Source organism: Flavobacterium sp. xlx-214 (assembly GCF_013874595.1).
Classification (GTDB): Bacteria; Bacteroidota; Bacteroidia; order Flavobacteriales; family Flavobacteriaceae; genus Flavobacterium.
Genome location: NZ_CP059431.1, coordinates 1,955,349 through 1,975,447 on the forward strand (window position 1 = coordinate 1,955,349; position 20,099 = coordinate 1,975,447).

A 20,099-nucleotide genomic window follows, 5' to 3' on the forward strand; every position below is an offset into this window, starting at 1 on the left:
TTTTTACTTCTTGCAACAATAAAAAATCCTGTAATTGAAAGATTATAGGATTTTTTATTTTAATTTAAACTGTTACTTTTACCCCGTATCTAACAAAAAAGTTATGAATAGTTTTAATGCTGAAGTTTTTGAAGCGTTTCAAAATAAATTAAAAGTTGGCAACCGCCGTGGCGTGCATTTAAACGCTATTCCGGGTAGTTCTCGTTATAAATTTGATGTTGCTCGATTAGCCACTATTTTTCAAAGTTTACCCGAACGTTTTATACTTGATTTACTAACGCAACGTACACTCAATTTTAAATTTTCTGTTCATGACACCGCTTCATCTACAAGTGTAAAAAATGATGAAGAAAACTTTGAAATAACCGAAAATGAGTCGATCACAACTTCAACTATAAGTAGTGAAACTCTTTCAGACAGAGAAAAACAATTGCAACAACTTGCTTTAAGCTTTGATAATTTGATTTTTCAAAATGATGTGATCAAATCTGAAAAAGGGGTAAATACTTTGGGCTTTGGTTTTCCTATTTTAGTTCGAAAAGATATGAATGATGGACAAATTACAGCCTCGCCTATCCTTATTTGGTCAGTAAACATCAAACAATCCAACGAAATGAACACGTGGGAAATTTCCAGAACCGAAGATGATCCCATTTATTTAAACGAGGTTTTAATCAATCATTTACAAAGTGATTCTGGTGTTGTTTTAAAGCCAATTTCAGCTGAAATGTTAGAAGATGATAAAATCGACAAACCTGAATTACATACTATTTGTACTGACATTTTAACACAACTTAAAGTAAATCAAAACATTGACTTCTTGTTAAATAATTACGAACGCATTTTGCCTATAAAAACCAAGGCAACTTATAATACTCAGTTAGAAAATCGTGGTGATGCTTTTATTGAAAAATGTGGACTTTTTTCCTTGTTCGAAGTTCAAAAGCAAAACATTATAAACGATTATGAATCATTAAAAAAATCGTTTACAAATGAGGATTTTGTAAATGAATCTTTTCAAAATATTACATCTGTAGAAACAGATCCATCACAGCAAAATGTTTTAGAAACCTTAAAAACGCAGTCAAAAATACTTATTCAAGGTCCGCCAGGAACGGGAAAAAGTCAAACTTTAACCGCCGTTTTATTAAATGCGTTAGAAAACAAGCAAAAAACCATAGTAGTTTGTGAAAAACAAACGGCGTTAGAAGTGCTTTACAATGCCTTAAACAAATTGGGCTTGGGTAAATATTGCATGCTTATTAAAGATAGTTCTTTAGACAGACGGTTGGTTGTTGATGCTGTTAGAAATACCATTGATAGTACCGATTTTAAGAAAACAAATGCTTTATTTGATGTACAGATTTTAAAACAAGCAATTGATTCAATAGAAGTTTCAAAAGAATTGATAAATGGTATCCACAATGCTTTAAACGCGAAAGTTATTGATGATTTATTGTATACAGATGTTGTTGCAAAAGTATTGCATTTTAGAACAACAAGCCAAAAAGTAGATGTAACTGACTTGCATTTTGAATTTACAAACGAAGAATTTTCGCAAATAAAAGATGTTTTCAATCAAGCTGAGAATTTATATAAAACCTTTCAACCTTTTGAAAACAATTTTATTTACAACAATGATCAAATAATAGCTGACAATCCTTTATTGCTGCAACAACATGTAAATGATGTTTTTGCAGTTTATCATGATAAATGGTTGCATATCAACAAAAATGTTGGTTTGTATGAAACCTACTATTATACCAAGAAGAGAGAATTATTTGCGCAACAATTTGATTTAGCTACTAAATTAATAAACGAAACCGAAGTTATTACAGCTACAATTGGTGCTAACGCAGATGAGTTTAACGAAGAGAAAACAAGTGGATTTTTCTATAAATTGATGGCTTTATTTTCTGGTTCCAAGAAAAAATCGTTACAAAATCAAAAAAGATTAAAAGAAATTGGTCAACAATTAAAAGAAATAAGTCTTAACAATCATTTTGAAACCTTAAATATCTCAAACAATTTATGGCAAAACAAAACGGAAATTATTGCTTATAAAGAAAAAATAGCAACAACAAAAAATAGTTTTGAAGAAAACATAAAAACAGATTTTACTCAAATTGATTTTTTAAACTTCTTTGATAAAAACATTACTAATGAAACATCAAATGCTATTGTTGCCGATATTCGAAATTTACAAAATCAAATAAAACAAGATGCTTATTTAAAAGACAGTGCTTTTGGTAATTCTTTAAACGATTTTAAAAATTACCTCTCAAATATTTTTCAACAACATGAAACCAATCAAAGTAATGATTCTTTGCTTTTAGGCTACAATTGGTATGCTTTTTATGAAAAACTTTCATCATTCCAAAAGAAATGTGTTGCAAAATTGTATTCACATAATCAGTGGCAAACAACTTTTTTGTATGCTTATTTTTATGAATTATTAGTAGAAAAAGCAGCAAATGTTCCAAATTTCAATGAAGCTACTTATAATGAATTACAACTAAAAACGAAAGATTTTGGCGTATTACAAAAAAACTTCATTCAAAATTATTGGGATGTATCACAACAAACCTCTGTTAAAATATTTGAGCAAAATAATAAGGATATAACAGTTGCAAATTTGTACAACAAACGAAAAAGTCCTCAACATAACAGATTGCCATTAAGACAAATTGCAATGATGGATACAGATTTGTTTACTACTTTTTTCCCTATTATTTTAACAACTCCCGATGTTTGCAGTAATTTATTTGAAGGTAAAAACTACTATTTTGACAATGTTGTGTTTGATGAGGCTTCGCAATTAAAACTAGAAGATAATTTGCCCGCTTTGCTAAAAGGTAAAAATATTATTATTGCGGGAGATGAGCATCAAATGCCGCCTTCAAATTATTTTAGTAAAGTTTTTGATGGAAATATTGAAGATGAAGACGATTTAGAAGATGAGGAAATCATCACCTTTAAAAACGCTATTTTAAATATTGAATCTTTATTAGATTATGCTTTAGAATATCAATTTGATAAAAATCACTTAGATTTTCATTATCGTTCAAAACATCCATATTTAATTGATTTTTCAAATCATGCCTTTTACAATGCTCGTTTAAAACCGTTACCAAGTAATAACAATGAAAAACCGATTGAATTTTATGAAGTTAACGGAACTTTTGATGAGCATATTAATAAAGAAGAAGCCGATAAAGTTGTAGAAATTTTAGAAAAAATAGAAGCAAAATCAGATGGAACGTATCCATCGGTTGGTATTGCTACCTTTAATATTACACAACGCAATTACATCCGTAGAAAAATCATTCAAAAACAAAGCGAAGAAGGTAATAGCGCTTTTAAAGAAAAACTTACGGCTTTAGAAAACGCGGGCTTGTTTGTGAAGAATTTAGAAAATATTCAAGGAGATGAACGTGATATCATCATTATATCAACCACTTACGGTAAAAAGAAAGACGGTAAATTCTTGCAAAGTTTTGGTCCCATTAATCATACCAAAGGATACAAATTGTTAAACGTAATCATTACCAGAGCCAAAGAGAAAATTTACATTTGCAATTCTATTCCTTCAGAATATTACAATTCTTATAAAACAGCTTTAGCTCAAGAAGGTGCCAATAATCGTAGAGCTGTATTTTATGCTTATTTAGCTTATTGTAAAGCTGTAAGCGATGAAAATGAGCAAACCAGACAAGAAATTTTAAACGAATTAGATCTTTATGGCTCTAAGAAAAATGAAACACTTGAACAAGAAAACGATACTTTTAGAAAAGAAGTATATCAATTTTTAAAAGCAAAATATCCTTTAGAAACCATTACTTTAAATTACAGTTTTGGCGGATATACTTTGGATATTTTAATTCAATCAAAAAATCAAAAGCCAATAGCAATTGAATGTTTAACTAAGAAGCAATATCAAGGAAATTTAGCCTATTTAGAAGATCTTCATAAAGCAAAAATATTACAAAATGCAGGTTATGAATACATTCGTATTTGGAGTCATCTTTCTTGGCAAGAAAATAAAAATTTCAGCAGCGAAATAGATAAAATATTGAGCAAAAACACTATTTTAAAATAGTGTAAAACCTTTAAAAAGGGTACAATTTGATTAACAAAAGTTTAGTTAACTTATCAGTATATTTACGTAATTTTGTAAAAAATATTTTTCGATTGAAAACCACATTTTTATACCTATTTTTCATATTATTCTGCATAACAGGAGTAAGTTCGCAAACACCAGAACCATCGGGCAAAATAATTAAATTATTAGCTTCTGAGTTTACAGATATAAATGAATTTGAAGTTCCGGGAGCAAAAATTTTAACGGGTAATGTACAAATGCAGCATGACAGCATGTATATTTATTGTAACAAAGCCTATTTTTTTGAAAAAGAAAATTATGTAAAACTTTTTGGAAACGTAAAGTTAATTCAAGATGATACGCTACAAATGGTTAGTAAATATGCAGAATACAATGGAGTTGATAAAATTGCATATGCTTCTGGAAATGTTGTAATGACATCGCCTGATTCTTCTTTAAAATCAGAAAAAGTGTATTACGATAGAAATACCGGAATTGCTTATTATGATAATTTCGCTACTATTACCAACAAACAAAATACGTTAAAATCTAAAGCGGGCAAATATTATTCGCATGAATTAAAATACGAGTTTAGAACGCAAGTAGTTATTACAAATCCTGAAACGGTCATCAAATCAAACCATTTAGATTATTACGAAGATTCAGGGCATGCATATCTCTTTGGTCCGTCAACTATTGATAATAAAGGAAATCATATTTATACTGAAAACGGTTTTTATGATACGCGTTTAAACGAAGGAAAAATGATTGATAAATCGTTTATTTTGTATGATAACAAGCGTATTGAAGCCGATGAAATGTATTATGATGAAAAGAAAGGCTATGCAAAAGGAATTAACAATGTAAAAGTTACCGATACCATAAACAACATGATTGCTACAAGTCATTTTGCAGAGGTTTTTAGAGGAAACGATTCAATTTACATGACCAAAAAGCCTTTAATTGAATACCATACTCCAAAAGATACTTCGTATTATCATGCTAAAAACCTTCATATTGTAGGGCCAGATAAACAGCGAGTTATTTATGGATATCCAAATGCACGTTTATTGCGCACACCTGATATGAGTGCCAAAGGCGATTCGTTGCATTACGATCAAAAAACAGGTTTAATGCAATTGATTGGAACACCTGTTGTTTTTAAAGGCGAAAGTCAATTAACTGGAGATATCATTCACCTAATAAATAATGTTACAACAGAAAAATTAGATTCCTTAAAAGTCCTCAACAATGCCTTTGTGGTAGAGCGCGATACCTTGGGTACAGGGTATAATCAGGCAAAAGGAATCAATTTATATGGAAAATTTGTTGATGATAAAATAAAGCAAATTGATTTGGTTCAAAACGCTGAAATGGTTTATTATTTATACGATGAAGGCGAACTAAAAGGTATTGATAAAGGTATTTGCAGCAAAATTGTGTTAGAATTAGAAGATAACAAAATTACCACTGCAACACGTATGATAAATCCTGAAGGAACGACCTATCCTCCAGAGCAATTTCCAGAAAATGCTCGACTCTTAAAAGGATTTCATTGGCGGGGCGATGAACGAATATATACAGTTGATGAGTTGTTTATAGATGAAGAATTGAAGCACGATGAAACAGCTGCAAAAGAAGTCCTTAAAAACGATAAAATCAATGAAAAACCAATGGAAGTTCAAGACAAAACATTGAATTTTAAACGAACTTCAAGATCACAAAACGTTATAAAAAAACGAGGACAATAAAATGAAAACTGATTTTTTTAAATACCAAGCACAAACCTCATTATATCCTTTAGAAGTAGAAATTTCACATGCCCAAGGCAGTTATATTTATAGTACCGATGGTAAAAAACATTTAGATTTTGTTGCAGGTGTATCGGCCTGTACCTTAGGCCATAAGCATCCGCGTGTTGTTAACGCTATCAAAGATCAGTTAGACAAGTATTTACATGTAATGGTTTATGGAGAATACATTCAAAAACCGGCTGTTGATTTCTGTAAATTATTAGCGCAAAACCTACCTGCTTCTTTAAACAAAACGTACTTGGTAAATTCGGGTACCGAAGCTGTTGAAGGAGCATTAAAACTTGCAAAAAGAGTTACAGGGCGTTCGCAAATCATTTCTTGTACAAATGCTTATCATGGCAATACGCAAGGTTCTATGAGCATTTTAGGAAACGAAGAGCGAAAACGTGCTTTTAGACCTTTGTTACCAGATGTGCTTTTTGTAGATTTTAACAATGAAGAACAACTACAACAAATAACACATAAAACGGCTGCTATTATTTTAGAAACCATTCAAGGTAGTGCAGGGTTTGTTGCGCCAGAGAATAATTATTTAACTAAGGTAAGAAATCGTTGTAATGAAACGGGAACTATGCTTATTTTAGATGAAATTCAACCAGGTTTTGGGCGTACAGGCAAACTTTTTGGCTTTCAAAACTACGATGCTGTTCCTGATATTTTAGTTATGGGTAAAGGCATGGGTGGCGGTATGCCTGTTGGTGCTTTCACTGCAAACGAAAAACACATGGATTTATTAGCACACGATCCTAAATGTGGACACATTACAACTTTTGGTGGAAATCCTGTAATTGCAGCAGCTTCGTTAGCAACCTTACAAGAATTGCTAGAAACCAATTTAATGGAACAAACATTGGTAAAAGAACAATTGTTTAGATCGCTTTTAAAACATCCTTTAATAACAGATATTCATGGTATTGGATTAATGTTAGCGCCCATGACACCTTCTGAGGAAATTACAAACAAAGTAATTTTAAAATGCAAAGACAAAGGTTTGGTATTATTTTGGTTGATGTTTGAAGGAAAAGCCATTCGCATTACGCCTCCGTTAACCATTTCAGAAGAAGAAATTAAAGAAGGTTGTGCTATTTTGTTAGAAGCCTTAGATGAAGTTCAGGCTGAACTTTGTTAATTAAAATGTTAATAATATAGGCAAAAAGCAATTATTTAAATGACTTTTTAGCACTATATTTAATAATAAAACCAGTCGATTATGTTTACAAACGACGAAGAAGAATATTTTAGAATGTCTATCTCTAAATTCGAGAATATGCTAAAAACAAACAAAATTTGTTTTTTTGATTCAGAAGAATTTGAGAACATCATATTGCATTATTTAGATTCAGGTAAAGTAAATCTGTCTAAAAAAGCACTAAAATTAGGATTAGAGCAACATCCCAATTCTATAGGTTTAAAATTGGTTCAGGTTGAATTGCTTGTTTTTGAAAATAAATTAGACAAAGCTGAAAAACTACTGAACGAATTGCAAGCAATTGATCCTTCTAATGATGAAATATACATACAACGTGCTAATATTTTATCTAAACAAGGAGAACACGCTAAGGCAATTGATAGTTTAAACATTGCCTTACAACACACAGAAGATTTTGCAGATGTTTATTCCCTTTTAGGAATGGAATATCTTTATATTGATGAATTACAGCAAGCAAAAGAATCTTTTATTAAATGTTTAAAATACGATTCTGAAGATCAATCGTCTTTATACAACGTGGTTTATTGTTTTGATTTTATGGATCAACATCAAGAAGCCATTGTTTTTTTAGATGAATTTATTGATGAAAACCCTTATTCTGAAGTAGCTTGGCATCAGCTAGGAAAACAGTATTACGCTATTAAAGATTACAAAAAAGCAGTTGAATCGTTTGATTTTGCTTGTGTTATTGATGAAAACTTTATTGGTGCTTACATTGAAAAAGGAAAATCGTATGAAAAGTTAAAAATGTATCAAGCTGCCATAGATTGTTATAAAACAACCTTGCAAATTGATGATGCTTCGGCTTACGTTTTACAAAGAATAGGAAGTTGTTTTGAAAATTTAAAACAGTTAGATAAGGCTTTAAAGTATTATTTAAAATCGGTTCATGAAGATCCTTTAATGGATAAAACATGGATTGCCATTGCAGATTTGTACATTAAGAAAGACAACTTTAAAAAGGCATTGCATTTTGTTAGTAAAGCACTTGAAATTGATGAACATAATTTTTTGTATTGGAGAAGATTTGCTATTATTAACAAAGAACTAACCTTTTTTGAAGAAGCCGAACTTGGTTTTAGAAAAGCAATTGAAAATGGCGATGATTTTATTGATTCTTGGTTATTTATGGCCGATTCTTTACATGCGCTTAATGAAGATGATGCTGCAATTTTAAAGTTATTAAAAGCACGCGATATTTTTAATGATGAATATGAAATTGAATATCGTTTAGCAGGTTTGTATTTTTTGGTTAATGAAAAAGAAAAGGCGCAATATCATTTAACAAATGCCTTAACTTTAAATTTCAAAAACAACACAATACTTGAAGAACTTTTTCCAACGGTTTGGCAAAATGACTTCATTCAACAATATATTTCTAAATTTAACTCTGATGAATCGTTATGAAAATAACGATTTTTTATTTATGAAAACATACGGTTTAATTGGTAAGAATATAGATTATTCTTTTTCAAGAAATTACTTCAATAATAAGTTTAAAAACGAATTAAATTTAAACTCTCAATACGTTAATTTTGATATAGATAGCGTTAATCATGTAACTAATTTGTTTAATCAAAATTACGATGGCTTTAATGTAACTATTCCCTATAAAGAAGTCATTATTCCCTTTCTAAATTCATTAGATTTTCATGCACAACAAATTGGCGCTGTAAATACCATTAAAGTAAAAAACAAAGAGGTAATTGGTTATAATACAGATTGGATTGGTTTTAAAAAATCAATTGAACATTTGCTAAAATCGCATAATAAAAAAGCATTAATTTTAGGAACAGGCGGTGCAAGTAAAGCAATTATTTATGCGTTAAAACAGTTAAATATTGCAACCGTTACAGTTTCAAGAACTTTAGGTGATTATACCTACACTGATTTAACTAAAGAAATTATTTTAGATTGTGGTATAATTGTGAATTGTACGCCTTTAGGTACTTTTCCTAATACAGAATTATTTCCGGATATTCCTTATGAATATATAACGCCTAATCATTTAGCTTACGATTTAATTTACAACCCAGAAAAGACAACTTTCTTACAAAAATGTGAATCTCAAGGTGCCTTAATTAAAAATGGACTAGAAATGCTTGAAATTCAAGCGGAAGAAGCTTTTAAAATTTGGAATCTTTAAAGAGATTTTTTTACTGCAGGATTTGAATTTCTCAAGATTTTTTTTATCTTTCAACAATATTTGTTAAACTTAAACATTCATATAATGTTAGAAGAAAAGAATGATAACCTGCAAAATGCAGACGGAATGAATCCTGAAATAGTTGAAAATACTATTGTTGATGCTATAAATAGCACAAATGCTGAACACAGCGAAGAAACTACAATAACAGAAAGTAAAGAAATTCCTTTATTAAATTACGATGATTTAAGTTTAGACGCACTTAATACAGAATTAGACTCTTTGCTTAAAAATCATAAAATCACAGTTATACGTGATCATGTAGAAGCAATAAAACGTAGTTTTTTACATAAATATCATGAAATTTTAGACGAAAAAAGAAAGCTATTCTTAGAAGAGAATCCTGAAGCTTTTGCGTCTGATTTTCAATATGATATGCCAGCCAAACATCAATTTGATACATTATATCAAGCATATAAAGAACAAAGAAATACGCATTATAAATCAATTCAAGATCAATTAAAAAAGAACTTAGTAGCTCGTAACCAAATCATTACCGAGTTAAAAGAATTAGTTGATCATACTGAAAATTACAATGCTGCTTTAAAGGATATTCAACAAATGCGTGAGCGTTGGAGAGAAATTGGTGCAATACCAAAAGATAATTACAACCACGTTTGGAATAACTTCCATTTTCATTTAGAACGTTTTTATGATCAATTACATTTAGATCGTGAAGCACGTGATAACGACTTTAAACACAATTTAGAGCAAAAGCAAAAATTAATAGATAGAGCCAAAAATCTTATTAATGAACCTGATATTCGCAAAGCTTTTAGAGAGTTACAAACTTTACACCGAGTTTGGAAAGAAGAAATTGGGCCAGTAGCTAAAGATATTAGAGAAACTATTTGGGAAGAATTTAGTGGCATTACCAAACAATTGCATGATAAGCGTGAAGCTTTACAAAACGAATTCAGAGAAAAAGAAGAAGAAAATCTTGCAAAGAAAAATGAGGTAATAAAGGCAATTCAAGAATTTGCTGATACAAAAATAGTTGCTCATAATGATTGGCAAAACAGTATTAAAAAAGTAGAAGAATTACGTCAACAGTTTTTTAATTTGGGTAGAGTTCCTAATGAACAAAATGAAGAAACTTGGGTTGCTTTTAAAGATGCAACACGTAATTTTAATGCTTTAAAAAATAATTTTTACAAAGACATTAAGAAAGAGCAGCAAGATAATTTGTTAAAAAAGCAAGAGCTTATTGCTAAAGCAAAGTCATTAAATGAAAGTGATGATTTTGCTAATGTTACACCAATAATGAAGAAAATTCAAGAAGAATGGAAACATATTGGGCATGTTCCTCGTAAATATTCAGACGAACTATGGAAAGAGTTTAAAGCTGCTTGCAACAGTTATTTTGATAAATTACATTCGGTTAAAAACCAAGAGATTGAGGCTGAAATGGGGAATTTTGAAAAAAAGAAAGAATATTTAGAATCGTTAAAAGAATTTCAGTTACAAGGAAGTCATAAAGAAGATTTAGATGCTATAAAAGCACATATTGAAACATGGAAATCTTTTGGACCCGTACCACAAACACGTAGACATATTGAAGGTAAATTCAATAAAATTTTAGATGCTTTATTTGACAAATTAAGCTTAACAAAGAAAGAAGCTGAATTGGTTAAGTTTAACAACAAAATAGAGCAGTTAATTGAAAACAATGACAATAAACGAATTCAAAATGAAACTGTTTTTGTTCAACGAAAAGTAGAAGAAATTCAGCATGAAATCTTTCAATTAGAAAACAATGTTCAGTTTATTTCAAATGCAAAAGCTGATAATCCTTTGGTAAAAGAAATTAATAAAAATATTGAGCGCCAAAGAGATGAATTAAATATGTGGAAAGAAAAATTAACACAATTAAAAAATGTTAACTCTAGAAACTAAAAAAGATAAAAACCGGCTTGTACCGGTTTTTTTCATTTCAAGAATTTTAATGATTTTTGCTGTATGTTTATTTTTAGGTTCGTGTAAATCAAAAACCGATTGGCGCGATAATTACAACAAAAATAAAACATCAAGTAAAAATACGGTCAAAAAAACGGTTGTTGAAAAGCCTAATTCAATAAACGATTTTGCTAAATTATTAGATACCGATATTAGTGTGTTAGAAAACAAAAAGCTTTACCAGTTTATCATTAATTGGTACGGAACACCTTATCAATATGGTGGACAAACATCAGATGGTATTGATTGTTCTGCATTTACAAATGTACTTTATAAAGAAATTTACAAAAAACAACTTCCAAGATCATCAAAAGATATTGCAGAAGAAACCAACCGCAAATATGCAAAAGATTTACAAGAAGGCGATCTAGTTTTTTTTGCTTTCGGTAAGTCAAGAACAATTAACCATGTAGGTGTTTATTTACACAATAATAAATTTGTACATGCATCTACTTCTAAAGGAGTTATTATATCAGACCTAACAGAACCATGGTATAATGATTATTTGGTAAAGTGTGGTAGTTTAAAATAAACAGCAAAGATGTGTTATTTATTGTCTAAAAAGAGTTAATAAGTTTATTATTCAGATACTTTTCCTTCACATTCCCATTTATAAGAAAGAATAGTGTCTTTTTTATAAATGCTAAAAATTAGTTTTCCTTTTCTTTTTATAACCGTATCTCCACGCTCTATATAATCTCTATATGTAGACCACCATCTTTAATTTTCACTTGAAACTGTATATTTACCATCTACTAAGCTAAAACCTTTTATTGACATTGTAGTAGTTGTATTGGGTGATAATTCATCTACAATTATTTAGCATTCATGCATTTTATATTGTTTTTTTCGAAGAAGGTGAAAGATAAACAGAACAGTTGATTGAAAAATATCCTGAAATAGAACAATACAAAAAGAATTTAGAGTTCTATTTATAGTCTTAAGTTAATGGAACAAAAAAGCTCCAAGTAAATTGGAGCTTTTTTTATTATTAATAATAATTACTTACTTAAATACATTTTTCTACGAGCGTATAAATCGTAAAAAGCATCATCTTTTAAGCTATCAATGAAAAGAATACTTTCACCTGTTGATTTCATTTCTGGTCCTAAAGCTTTGTTTACTTTTGGAAACTTATTGAAAGAGAAAACAGGTTGTTTTATAGCATAACCTTTTAGTTGAGGATTAAATGTAAAATCAGTTACTTTTGCTCCTAACATTACTTTGGTTGCATAATTTACATAAGGTTCACCGTATGCTTTTGCAATAAAAGGAACAGTACGAGAAGCACGTGGATTAGCTTCAATAATATAAACCGTATCGTCTTTAACAGCAAACTGTATGTTGATTAAACCTTTTGTTTTTAAAGCAACTGCAATTTTTTTAGTGTGATCTTTAATTTGTTGTAACACAAACTCACCTAAATTGAAAGGAGGTAAGGTAGCGTTTGAATCTCCAGAGTGAACTCCGCAAGGCTCAATATGCTCCATAATACCAATAATGTAAACATTTTCGCCATCGCAAATAGCATCAGCTTCAGCTTCAACAGCACCTGATAAATAGTGGTCTAAAAGTAGTTTATTTCCAGGAATCGATTTTAATAAATCAATTACGTGTTCTTCTAATTCTTTTTTGTTGATAACAATTTTCATTCCCTGACCTCCTAATACATAAGAAGGACGTACTAGTAATGGAAAATCTAAATCATCTGCCAAAGCCGAAGCTTCATCAGCTGTTGTTGCAACACCAAATTTAGGGAAAGGAATGTGTAAGTCGGTTAATAATTCAGAGAAACGTCCGCGATCTTCAGCTAAATCCAAAGCTTCGTAGCTAGTTCCAATGATATTGATTCCGTATTTATCTAATTTTTCTGCTAATTTTAAAGCCGTTTGTCCACCTAATTGTACAATAACACCTTCTGGTTTTTCATGACGAATAATATCGTAAATATGTTCCCAATAAACAGGTTCAAAATACAATTTATCTGCCGTATCAAAATCGGTTGAAACTGTTTCAGGATTACAGTTAATCATAATGGTTTCATAACCACACTCTGCAGCAGCTAATACTCCATGCACACAAGAATAGTCAAATTCAATTCCTTGACCAATACGGTTTGGACCTGAACCTAAAACTACAATTTTCTTTTTATCGGTACGAACTGACTCGTTTGCTGAATAAACAGTTCCATCAGCTTTTTCAATATCAGCTTCAAAAGTAGAGTAGAAGTAAGGTGTTTGCGCAACAAATTCTGCCGCACAAGTATCAACCAATTTGTATACACGATTAATATTCATTTGCTCGCGTAAGGTATGAACTTCACTTTCTAAACAACGCAACATATGTGCAATTTGTCTGTCTGCAAAACCTTTTTGTTTTGCTTCAAGCAACAAATCTTTTGGCAAATTGTTTAAATTGTATTTCTGAACTTCCTGTTCTAAAGCATACATTTCTTCGTATTGCTTTAAGAACCACATATCAATTTTAGTGATTTCGTGAATAGTGCTTAACGGAATTCCTAAGGCAATTGCATCATAAATTACAAACACACGATCCCAAGAAGCGAATTTTAACTTCTCTAATATTTGATCATAATTTGTGTATCCTTTACCATCTGCACCAATTCCGTTACGTTTAATCTCTAACGACTGGGTTGCTTTTTGTAATGCTTCTTGGAACGAACGACCAATACCCATTACTTCACCAACCGATTTCATTTGTAATCCTAACGTACGATCGGCACCTTCAAATTTATCAAAGTTCCAACGAGGTATTTTTACAATTACATAATCTAAAGTAGGCTCAAATAAAGCAGATGTAGATTTAGTGATTTGATTTTGTAATTCATCTAAAGTATATCCTAAAGCTAATTTTGTAGCAATTTTTGCAATTGGATATCCTGTAGCTTTTGAAGCTAATGCAGAAGAACGAGAAACACGAGGATTGATTTCAATAGCAACGATGTCTTCTTTTTCGTCAGGAGAAACAGCAAACTGTACGTTACATCCTCCGGCAAAGTTGCCAATAGAACGCATCATTAATATAGCCATATCGCGCATACGTTGGAACGTACGGTCTGATAATGTCATTGCAGGAGCTACCGTGATAGAATCGCCCGTATGAATTCCCATAGGGTCCATATTTTCAATAGTACAGATAATTACAACATTATCGTTTTTATCACGTAACAATTCTAACTCATATTCTTTCCATCCTAATAAAGCTTTGTCAATTAAAACTTCATGAATAGGCGATGCTTCTAAACCACGTGTAAGTAGCGCATCAAAATCTTCTTCTTTATGCACAAAAGCTGCACCTGTACCCCCTAAAGTAAATGATGGGCGAATTACCAAAGGAAAGCCAAATTCTTGTGCAATTTCTTTACCTTCTAAGAAAGATGTAGCTGTTTTTGCAGGTGCAAAAGGAATCTCGATTTTGCTTAATAATTGTTTAAATTGCTCACGATCTTCAGTTACATTAATGGCATTAATATCTACACCAATTAATTTAACATCAAAATCTTGCCAAATACCTTTTTCGTCAGCTTCTAAACAAAGGTTTAAAGCCGTTTGGCCACCCATTGTTGGTAAAACAGCATCAATTTCAGGATGAGCAGTTAAGATTTCAATAATCGATTTTGTAGTTAACGGCTTTAAATATACATGATCTGCCATTGAAGGATCGGTCATGATAGTTGCCGGATTTGAATTGATTAAGATTACTTTGATTCCTTCTTCGCGTAATGAACGTGCAGATTGTGATCCAGAATAGTCAAACTCACAAGCCTGACCAATAATGATAGGTCCAGAACCAATAATTAAAACCGTTTTAATAGAATTATCTTTAGGCATTTTATATAAAAGGTGTTGTTATTTAATAGATTATAAATTTACTTAAAATAGCTATATGAACACTAAAAAAAAGTAAAAACAAAAAGGGTATAAAAAAAGGCGGTACACTTAAAGTAACGCCTTTATTTATGATTAACAAATCATTATTTTTTATGTCTTGGCTCGCAAGAAACAGTTAATTTGTGTCTTCCTTTAGCTCTTCTTCTAGCTAATACTTTTCTACCGTTAGCGCTAGCCATTCTGTCCATGAAACCGTGTTTGTTTCTTCTTTTTCTTTTCGATGGTTGAAACGTTCTTTTACTCATTGCTTCTTATCTTTTAAATCTATAAATTTTACAAAGGTTCAGCTTTGAAAAAGTATCATTTCAAAACCGAGTGCAAATATACAAAACCTTTTCTTTCTCACAAATGCTTTTTAAAAAATATTTAATATTTCGTAAACATTCTAGTTTGATTAAAAAACGAGTTTTGTACCTCGCAGTATTTTACTACATTTGCAAAATTAAAATATTTTTTGAAATGATTAATAAAAATATAAAAATTGTAGTCATAGTTGTTTTATTAGCAACTGCAATTTGGCAGTTTACTGAAAATAATATTGGAAACGGAATTTTTCTACTACTTTTAATGTTAATAATAGTGCTTATTTATTTTAAAAACGAAATGTTAATCATGACGTTGTTTAAATTTAGAAAGCAAGATATGGAAGGTGCTAAGAAGATTTTAGATAAAATTAATCCAGATACCGCTTTAATTAAAAATCAACAAGGATATTACTATTATTTAAGTGGAATTATTGATGCACAAAACAATTTAAATCAGGCTGAAAAGCATTTTAGAAAAGCAATTGATTTAGGTTTAAATCAAAAAGAAGATTTAGCTGTAGCAAAGTTGCAATTAGCTGGTATTTCTATGAGTAAAAACCGTCCTGCTGAGGCTCAGAAATTAATGGCAGAAGCTAAGCAACACGATACCAAAGGAATGTTAAAAGAACAAATTGGTATGATGGAAGCTCAAATGAAACAAGTAAAAGGTCAAAAAGTGCCTATGTGGTACAATCATAGTAAAAAAAGAGGGTTTTAAATTTTTTTAATTTAAGAATGTCGTTTTAATTAACGGCATTTTTTATTTATTGAAATATTTGTTTCATTGTTTCTTAATAGAATTATCTTATGCGATTTTTATACCTTTTTTTAGTTTGCATTGTCTTAGGATGTAGCAAACACGCTAACAATCAAATAAATTTTGATTTTTCAAAAGACCAAGATTTTAGAATTGTATCTGTTTTTAATGAACAAAAGTACAACGAATTAAAAGAGCATTTACCTAATCAAATAAAAGCGAATACAGAAAGCGAAGAATCGTATCGATTCTATTCTTATTTGTCTTTAAAACCTAATAAGGAGTTTACTTTTTTAATAGGAAATAGCTTTATGTATGGAAATTATGAAGTAATTTCTAAAGACGAAATTTTGTTGAAATCGGTAGATTTTGGTTCTATTTCTTTGAAAATTATGCAACAAAAAGGAGATTATATTCAAGTTTATGGCGATTTTAAAAACTATAAAAGTGATATGATGGTTGAATTGGATGGTAACACCCATTATTTTCTTAATTTAGATACCAATTTAAAGAAGTTAAATAAAGAAAATGATATCCGTTCTTTGGCTTTTAATCAGTGGCGTTTTCCTCCTATAAAAGAAGAAACTGATGTAGAAATCAGAAATCGTTTAATTCAAAACCTAAAATACATTACTGCATATATGCGTGTTCATATGTATGGTGGCTATAGTGAAATTCATACGGCAGGTATTTATTCACCGTTTCTTTATGCAAAAAATGGACTGTTTTTATACGAATGGCAACGTGTAGATTATTTCTGGAAACACATATTTTATAATGAAAAAGATGCTGAAAAGGCTTACAATATGCTAAAAAACACATTTTATGTTATTGAAGCACCAGCGTTTATTGATAATTGGTTCGTTTACAATGAAAGTTGTATTCAAAAATTAATTATTCAGTTAGAAAATGAGTGATAACTGTTAATAAATAAAAAAACATTCCAATTTGGAATGTTTTTTTTATTAAGCCATTGTAGTATAAACATTTTGTACATCGTCATCTTCTTCAATCTTTTCTAACAATTTTTCAACATCGGCAATCTGCTCTTCTGTTAATTCTTTTGTTACTTGAGGAATACGATCAAAACCTGATGATAAAATTTCCATATTACGTTCTTCTAGCTCTTTTTGAATCGCGCCAAAACTATTGAATGGTGCGTAGATTAAAATTCCATCTTCGTCTTCAAAAATCTCATCAACACCAGCATCAATTAATTCTAATTCAAATTCTTCTAAATCTAAACCCTCCACTTTAGCAATTCTAAAGTTACATGTATGATCAAACATAAAATCTACAGAACCTTGGGTTCCCATAGTTCCATTACATTTATTAAAATACGAACGAATATTAGCTACAGTTCTATTATTATTATCAGTTGCAGTTTCAATTAAGACAGCAATACCATGTGGTGCATAACCTTCAAATAAAACTTCTTTATAGTTTGCTGTATCTTTATCAGATGCTTTTTTAATAGCGCGTTCTACGTTTTCCTTAGGCATATTTGCAGCTTTTGCATTTTGCATTACCGCACGTAAACGGGCATTGGTTTCTGGGCTAGGTCCGCCTTCTTTAACAGCCATTACGATATCTTTACCAATACGTGTAAACGTTTTTGCCATTGCAGACCAACGTTTCATTTTTCTAGCCTTTCTAAATTCAAACGCTCTTCCCATTTCTGATTACTTTTTTTATTAATTTTACGCAAAATTATAGAAAAGTTATTCTTTAATAAAAAAAAACACTAATTATTTTAACTTCAAAACAAAATGAAAAATACACTTTTTATTGCTTTATTAACATCTTTCATAACCAATGCTCAGGTGAGAGAAAAAGGATCCGTTGAAATTCAACCTTATGCTGGCTTCTCTACTTCTAAACTTTATAGTGATGGAGGAGCAACTTATAAAAGCATTGTTTCTCCATCTTTTGGAGTTGATTTTGAATTTTACTTCAGTAGTAAATGGTCTTTAAAATCAGGAATAGAGTTTTTAGAGATAGGTTTAAAGAACCCAACTTTTTATGACCCGTATTCTGTAAGAAATGAACCTAAATATGAAGAAAGATTATCAAATATTGCTGTTCCCATTCACGCAGCTGTTCATTTTGGAAAAAAACGCAATCTTTACTTAAATTTTGGACCAACACTTATTTATGGTATAAGGTATAAAACAACAGATGGGTTTGGGACTGATATTAATGATATTGAAGATCGTTTTTATGGAGGATTAGGTATTGGTGTAGGATATAAACTTCCAATAAATGAGACTTTTTCTCTTGCTTTAGATTATCAGAGTTTTACGAGAATTCCTGAATTTATTACATATGGTAGTGAAACGCATTTTTACTTTTACGGAAGTTCAGCTTTAAACGTTAAAGCTATTATTAATTTAAGTTCAAATAAAGAAAGTAAATAAGCAATGAAGAAGATTTTATTATTTTCATTACTATTTGTACCTTCTATGAATGCTCAAGTAAGAGAAAAAAATGATTTTGAGATTGCCCCAACAATTGGCTACGGACTTTCTGCTTTTTATGGAACTGAAGATAATTACATTCCTAAAGAATACAAAGAAAGCAGTAATTTATCATCGATAAATTTTGGAGTTGGGGTTGATATTTATTTTTCCAATAGAATTAGTTTGCGCTCTGGAATTTACTTCATTAGAATGGGAACTGAAGGTTTTCAATATGAAAATCCATTTAATGGACGCGGAACTTACGTTTCACAAAAGATAAATTACGTTACAGTTCCTGCGCATTTTAATTATCATTTTGGTGTGCAACGTAATTGGAACTTTTATTTAGGACCATCTTTTGGTATCCTAGGAAAAGCTACAAATAATGATATAGATATAAAATACTATGTAAACGAGTATCAAGTTGGTGCTGGTTATGGTGTAGGGTATAAATACATACTAACAGATAGAATAGGTATTGGGGTAAACCTTGATAATTTTATAGGATTAACTTACGTGCCTAAAAATGTAATTTCTGATGATGGTTATGGAAACAAAACAGAAACACAGCAGAAAATTAAAAACCTTCAGGGAAGTATTAATTTTAAATTTATTTATTTGTTGAAATAAAAAAACCGAAGCAAATGCTTCGGTTTTTTTTTTAAAATATATATAGAAATATTTAAAAAGTTTTTAGTCACAATCATTATACATGTTAACAATATCTTCAAGTGAAAGATCTTTAGTTTCTATATTTTTAAGCTTTTCACAGTCATTTAAATAACCTTCAATTAAATTTTTAATTAAGGGTAATTTTGGACCAATTTTAATAGCCATATATTCTTCATTAGCAAGAATCATGATTTTATCATCTTTCTTTTTTAACATGTGCATTATCATTGGTGGATCACCTACAGCTTTAACTACCAAATCACCTTTTTTAGATATATTAAACCAAGTGCTTGTTACAAAATATTCTAAACGATCTCCTTTTATGTTATTCACTTTTAAAAACCAATAATATCGATCAAATTCTTTATACTTATTAGATTTATACTTTGCATAATTGCTGTAAACAAAACTATATGGAATATTGTTTATATTAACATTTACAAGAGAAATTTGTTCACCAGCAATTTTATCACCATTAAAGACAATTACTTTTGAAGCGCATCTTAAAGGGACCTCAATTTTTCCAATTTTATAAGTTCCATCTTTAAAAAAAAATGGTTCCATCAAATTCTTGAGCATGAAAAAAATTTGGTAAAAGACAGATAATGATCAATATAAATATTTGCTTCATTTGAATAATGTGTTTGTTTTAATTTAACTCAATTACTGTTAATAATTAAAATTTGAAAACAAATTAATTGTTTTTT

Annotated in this window: 15 protein-coding genes; 11 read left to right on the plus strand and 4 right to left on the minus strand. The window is 30.1% G+C overall.

Annotated features, from left to right (window positions below; genetic code table 11):
- The first annotated feature begins 103 nt into the window (after window positions 1-103).
- The 7 genes from H1R17_RS09260 to H1R17_RS09290 all read left to right on the plus strand — a co-directional run bounded on the left by H1R17_RS09260 (window position 104) and on the right by H1R17_RS09290 (window position 11,820).
- Window positions 104-4,099 carry an AAA domain-containing protein gene (locus tag H1R17_RS09260; RefSeq protein ID WP_163433019.1) on the plus strand — a complete coding sequence of 1,332 codons (3,996 nt, stop codon included), beginning with the start codon at window positions 104-106 and terminating at the stop codon, window positions 4,097-4,099.
- 92 nt (window positions 4,100-4,191) lie between these two features.
- Window positions 4,192-5,853 (plus strand): OstA-like protein, encoded by a 1,662-nt coding sequence (locus H1R17_RS09265; RefSeq protein ID WP_220458690.1) that lies wholly within the window; start codon window positions 4,192-4,194, stop codon window positions 5,851-5,853.
- Window position 5,854: 1 nt separating this feature from the next.
- Window positions 5,855-7,045 (plus strand): aspartate aminotransferase family protein, encoded by a 1,191-nt coding sequence (locus tag H1R17_RS09270; protein ID WP_163433018.1) that lies wholly within the window; start codon window positions 5,855-5,857, stop codon window positions 7,043-7,045.
- Between the two features lie 81 nt (window positions 7,046-7,126).
- Window positions 7,127-8,533, plus strand: coding sequence for a tetratricopeptide repeat protein (locus H1R17_RS09275; protein ID WP_163433017.1), 1,407 nt, complete (start codon window positions 7,127-7,129; stop codon window positions 8,531-8,533).
- A gap of 19 nt (window positions 8,534-8,552) precedes the next feature.
- Window positions 8,553-9,272 (plus strand): shikimate dehydrogenase, encoded by a 720-nt coding sequence (locus H1R17_RS09280; protein WP_163433016.1) that lies wholly within the window; start codon window positions 8,553-8,555, stop codon window positions 9,270-9,272.
- An 84-nt stretch (window positions 9,273-9,356) separates the two neighbouring features.
- A complete protein-coding gene (locus H1R17_RS09285) occupies window positions 9,357-11,228 on the plus strand; it encodes a DUF349 domain-containing protein (protein ID WP_163433015.1) in 1,872 nt (623 codons plus the stop codon).
- A gap of 49 nt (window positions 11,229-11,277) precedes the next feature.
- Window positions 11,278-11,820 (plus strand): C40 family peptidase, encoded by a 543-nt coding sequence (locus H1R17_RS09290; RefSeq protein WP_163433043.1) that lies wholly within the window; start codon window positions 11,278-11,280, stop codon window positions 11,818-11,820.
- 469 nt (window positions 11,821-12,289) lie between these two features.
- Here the strand turns inward: H1R17_RS09290 and carB are convergent, their stop codons facing one another.
- Both carB and rpmH read right to left on the minus strand, forming a co-directional pair.
- Complete coding sequence (gene carB, locus H1R17_RS09295; protein WP_163433014.1) at window positions 12,290-15,139, minus strand: carbamoyl-phosphate synthase large subunit; 2,850 nt, start codon at window positions 15,137-15,139, stop codon at window positions 12,290-12,292.
- Between the two features lie 143 nt (window positions 15,140-15,282).
- A complete protein-coding gene (gene rpmH, locus H1R17_RS09300; protein ID WP_007136275.1) occupies window positions 15,283-15,444 on the minus strand; it encodes a 50S ribosomal protein L34 in 162 nt (53 codons plus the stop codon).
- A gap of 214 nt (window positions 15,445-15,658) precedes the next feature.
- Here rpmH and H1R17_RS09305 point away from each other — a divergent pair, with 214 nt between their 5' ends.
- Both H1R17_RS09305 and H1R17_RS09310 read left to right on the plus strand, forming a co-directional pair.
- On the plus strand, window positions 15,659-16,222 hold the full coding sequence (locus H1R17_RS09305) for a tetratricopeptide repeat protein (RefSeq protein ID WP_163433013.1): 564 nt from the start codon (window positions 15,659-15,661) through the stop codon (window positions 16,220-16,222).
- Between the two features lie 89 nt (window positions 16,223-16,311).
- Window positions 16,312-17,178 carry a hypothetical protein gene (locus H1R17_RS09310; protein WP_163433012.1) on the plus strand — a complete coding sequence of 289 codons (867 nt, stop codon included), beginning with the start codon at window positions 16,312-16,314 and terminating at the stop codon, window positions 17,176-17,178.
- Between the two features lie 48 nt (window positions 17,179-17,226).
- Here H1R17_RS09310 and H1R17_RS09315 read toward each other — a convergent pair whose 3' ends face one another.
- On the minus strand, window positions 17,227-17,937 hold the full coding sequence (locus H1R17_RS09315; RefSeq protein ID WP_163433011.1) for a YebC/PmpR family DNA-binding transcriptional regulator: 711 nt from the start codon (window positions 17,935-17,937) through the stop codon (window positions 17,227-17,229).
- A gap of 93 nt (window positions 17,938-18,030) precedes the next feature.
- Here H1R17_RS09315 and H1R17_RS09320 point away from each other — a divergent pair, with 93 nt between their 5' ends.
- Window positions 18,031-18,678 (plus strand): outer membrane beta-barrel protein, encoded by a 648-nt coding sequence (locus H1R17_RS09320; protein WP_163433010.1) that lies wholly within the window; start codon window positions 18,031-18,033, stop codon window positions 18,676-18,678.
- Window positions 18,679-18,681: 3 nt separating this feature from the next.
- Window positions 18,682-19,350, plus strand: coding sequence for a porin family protein (locus H1R17_RS09325; protein ID WP_163433009.1), 669 nt, complete (start codon window positions 18,682-18,684; stop codon window positions 19,348-19,350).
- Between the two features lie 63 nt (window positions 19,351-19,413).
- Here the strand turns inward: H1R17_RS09325 and H1R17_RS09330 are convergent, their stop codons facing one another.
- Window positions 19,414-19,956: a hypothetical protein gene (locus tag H1R17_RS09330; protein ID WP_163433008.1), complete on the minus strand. Its 543-nt coding sequence runs from the start codon at window positions 19,954-19,956 to the stop codon at window positions 19,414-19,416.
- Window positions 19,957-20,099 lie beyond the last annotated feature (143 nt).

Coding starts and splice junctions, on each gene's coding strand:
- H1R17_RS09260 (WP_163433019.1), top strand. CDS start 104: ATGAATAGTTTTAATGCTGAAGTTTTTGAAGCGTTTCAAAATAAATTA.
- H1R17_RS09270 (WP_163433018.1), top strand. CDS start 5,855: ATGAAAACTGATTTTTTTAAATACCAAGCACAAACCTCATTATATCCT.
- H1R17_RS09275 (WP_163433017.1), top strand. CDS start 7,127: ATGTTTACAAACGACGAAGAAGAATATTTTAGAATGTCTATCTCTAAA.
- H1R17_RS09280 (WP_163433016.1), top strand. CDS start 8,553: ATGAAAACATACGGTTTAATTGGTAAGAATATAGATTATTCTTTTTCA.
- H1R17_RS09285 (WP_163433015.1), top strand. CDS start 9,357: ATGTTAGAAGAAAAGAATGATAACCTGCAAAATGCAGACGGAATGAAT.
- H1R17_RS09290 (WP_163433043.1), top strand. CDS start 11,278: ATGATTTTTGCTGTATGTTTATTTTTAGGTTCGTGTAAATCAAAAACC.
- carB (WP_163433014.1), bottom strand. CDS start 15,139: ATGCCTAAAGATAATTCTATTAAAACGGTTTTAATTATTGGTTCTGGA.
- rpmH (WP_007136275.1), bottom strand. CDS start 15,444: ATGAGTAAAAGAACGTTTCAACCATCGAAAAGAAAAAGAAGAAACAAA.
- H1R17_RS09305 (WP_163433013.1), top strand. CDS start 15,659: ATGATTAATAAAAATATAAAAATTGTAGTCATAGTTGTTTTATTAGCA.
- H1R17_RS09310 (WP_163433012.1), top strand. CDS start 16,312: ATGCGATTTTTATACCTTTTTTTAGTTTGCATTGTCTTAGGATGTAGC.
- H1R17_RS09315 (WP_163433011.1), bottom strand. CDS start 17,937: ATGGGAAGAGCGTTTGAATTTAGAAAGGCTAGAAAAATGAAACGTTGG.
- H1R17_RS09320 (WP_163433010.1), top strand. CDS start 18,031: ATGAAAAATACACTTTTTATTGCTTTATTAACATCTTTCATAACCAAT.
- H1R17_RS09325 (WP_163433009.1), top strand. CDS start 18,682: ATGAAGAAGATTTTATTATTTTCATTACTATTTGTACCTTCTATGAAT.
- H1R17_RS09330 (WP_163433008.1), bottom strand. CDS start 19,956: ATGGAACCATTTTTTTTTAAAGATGGAACTTATAAAATTGGAAAAATT.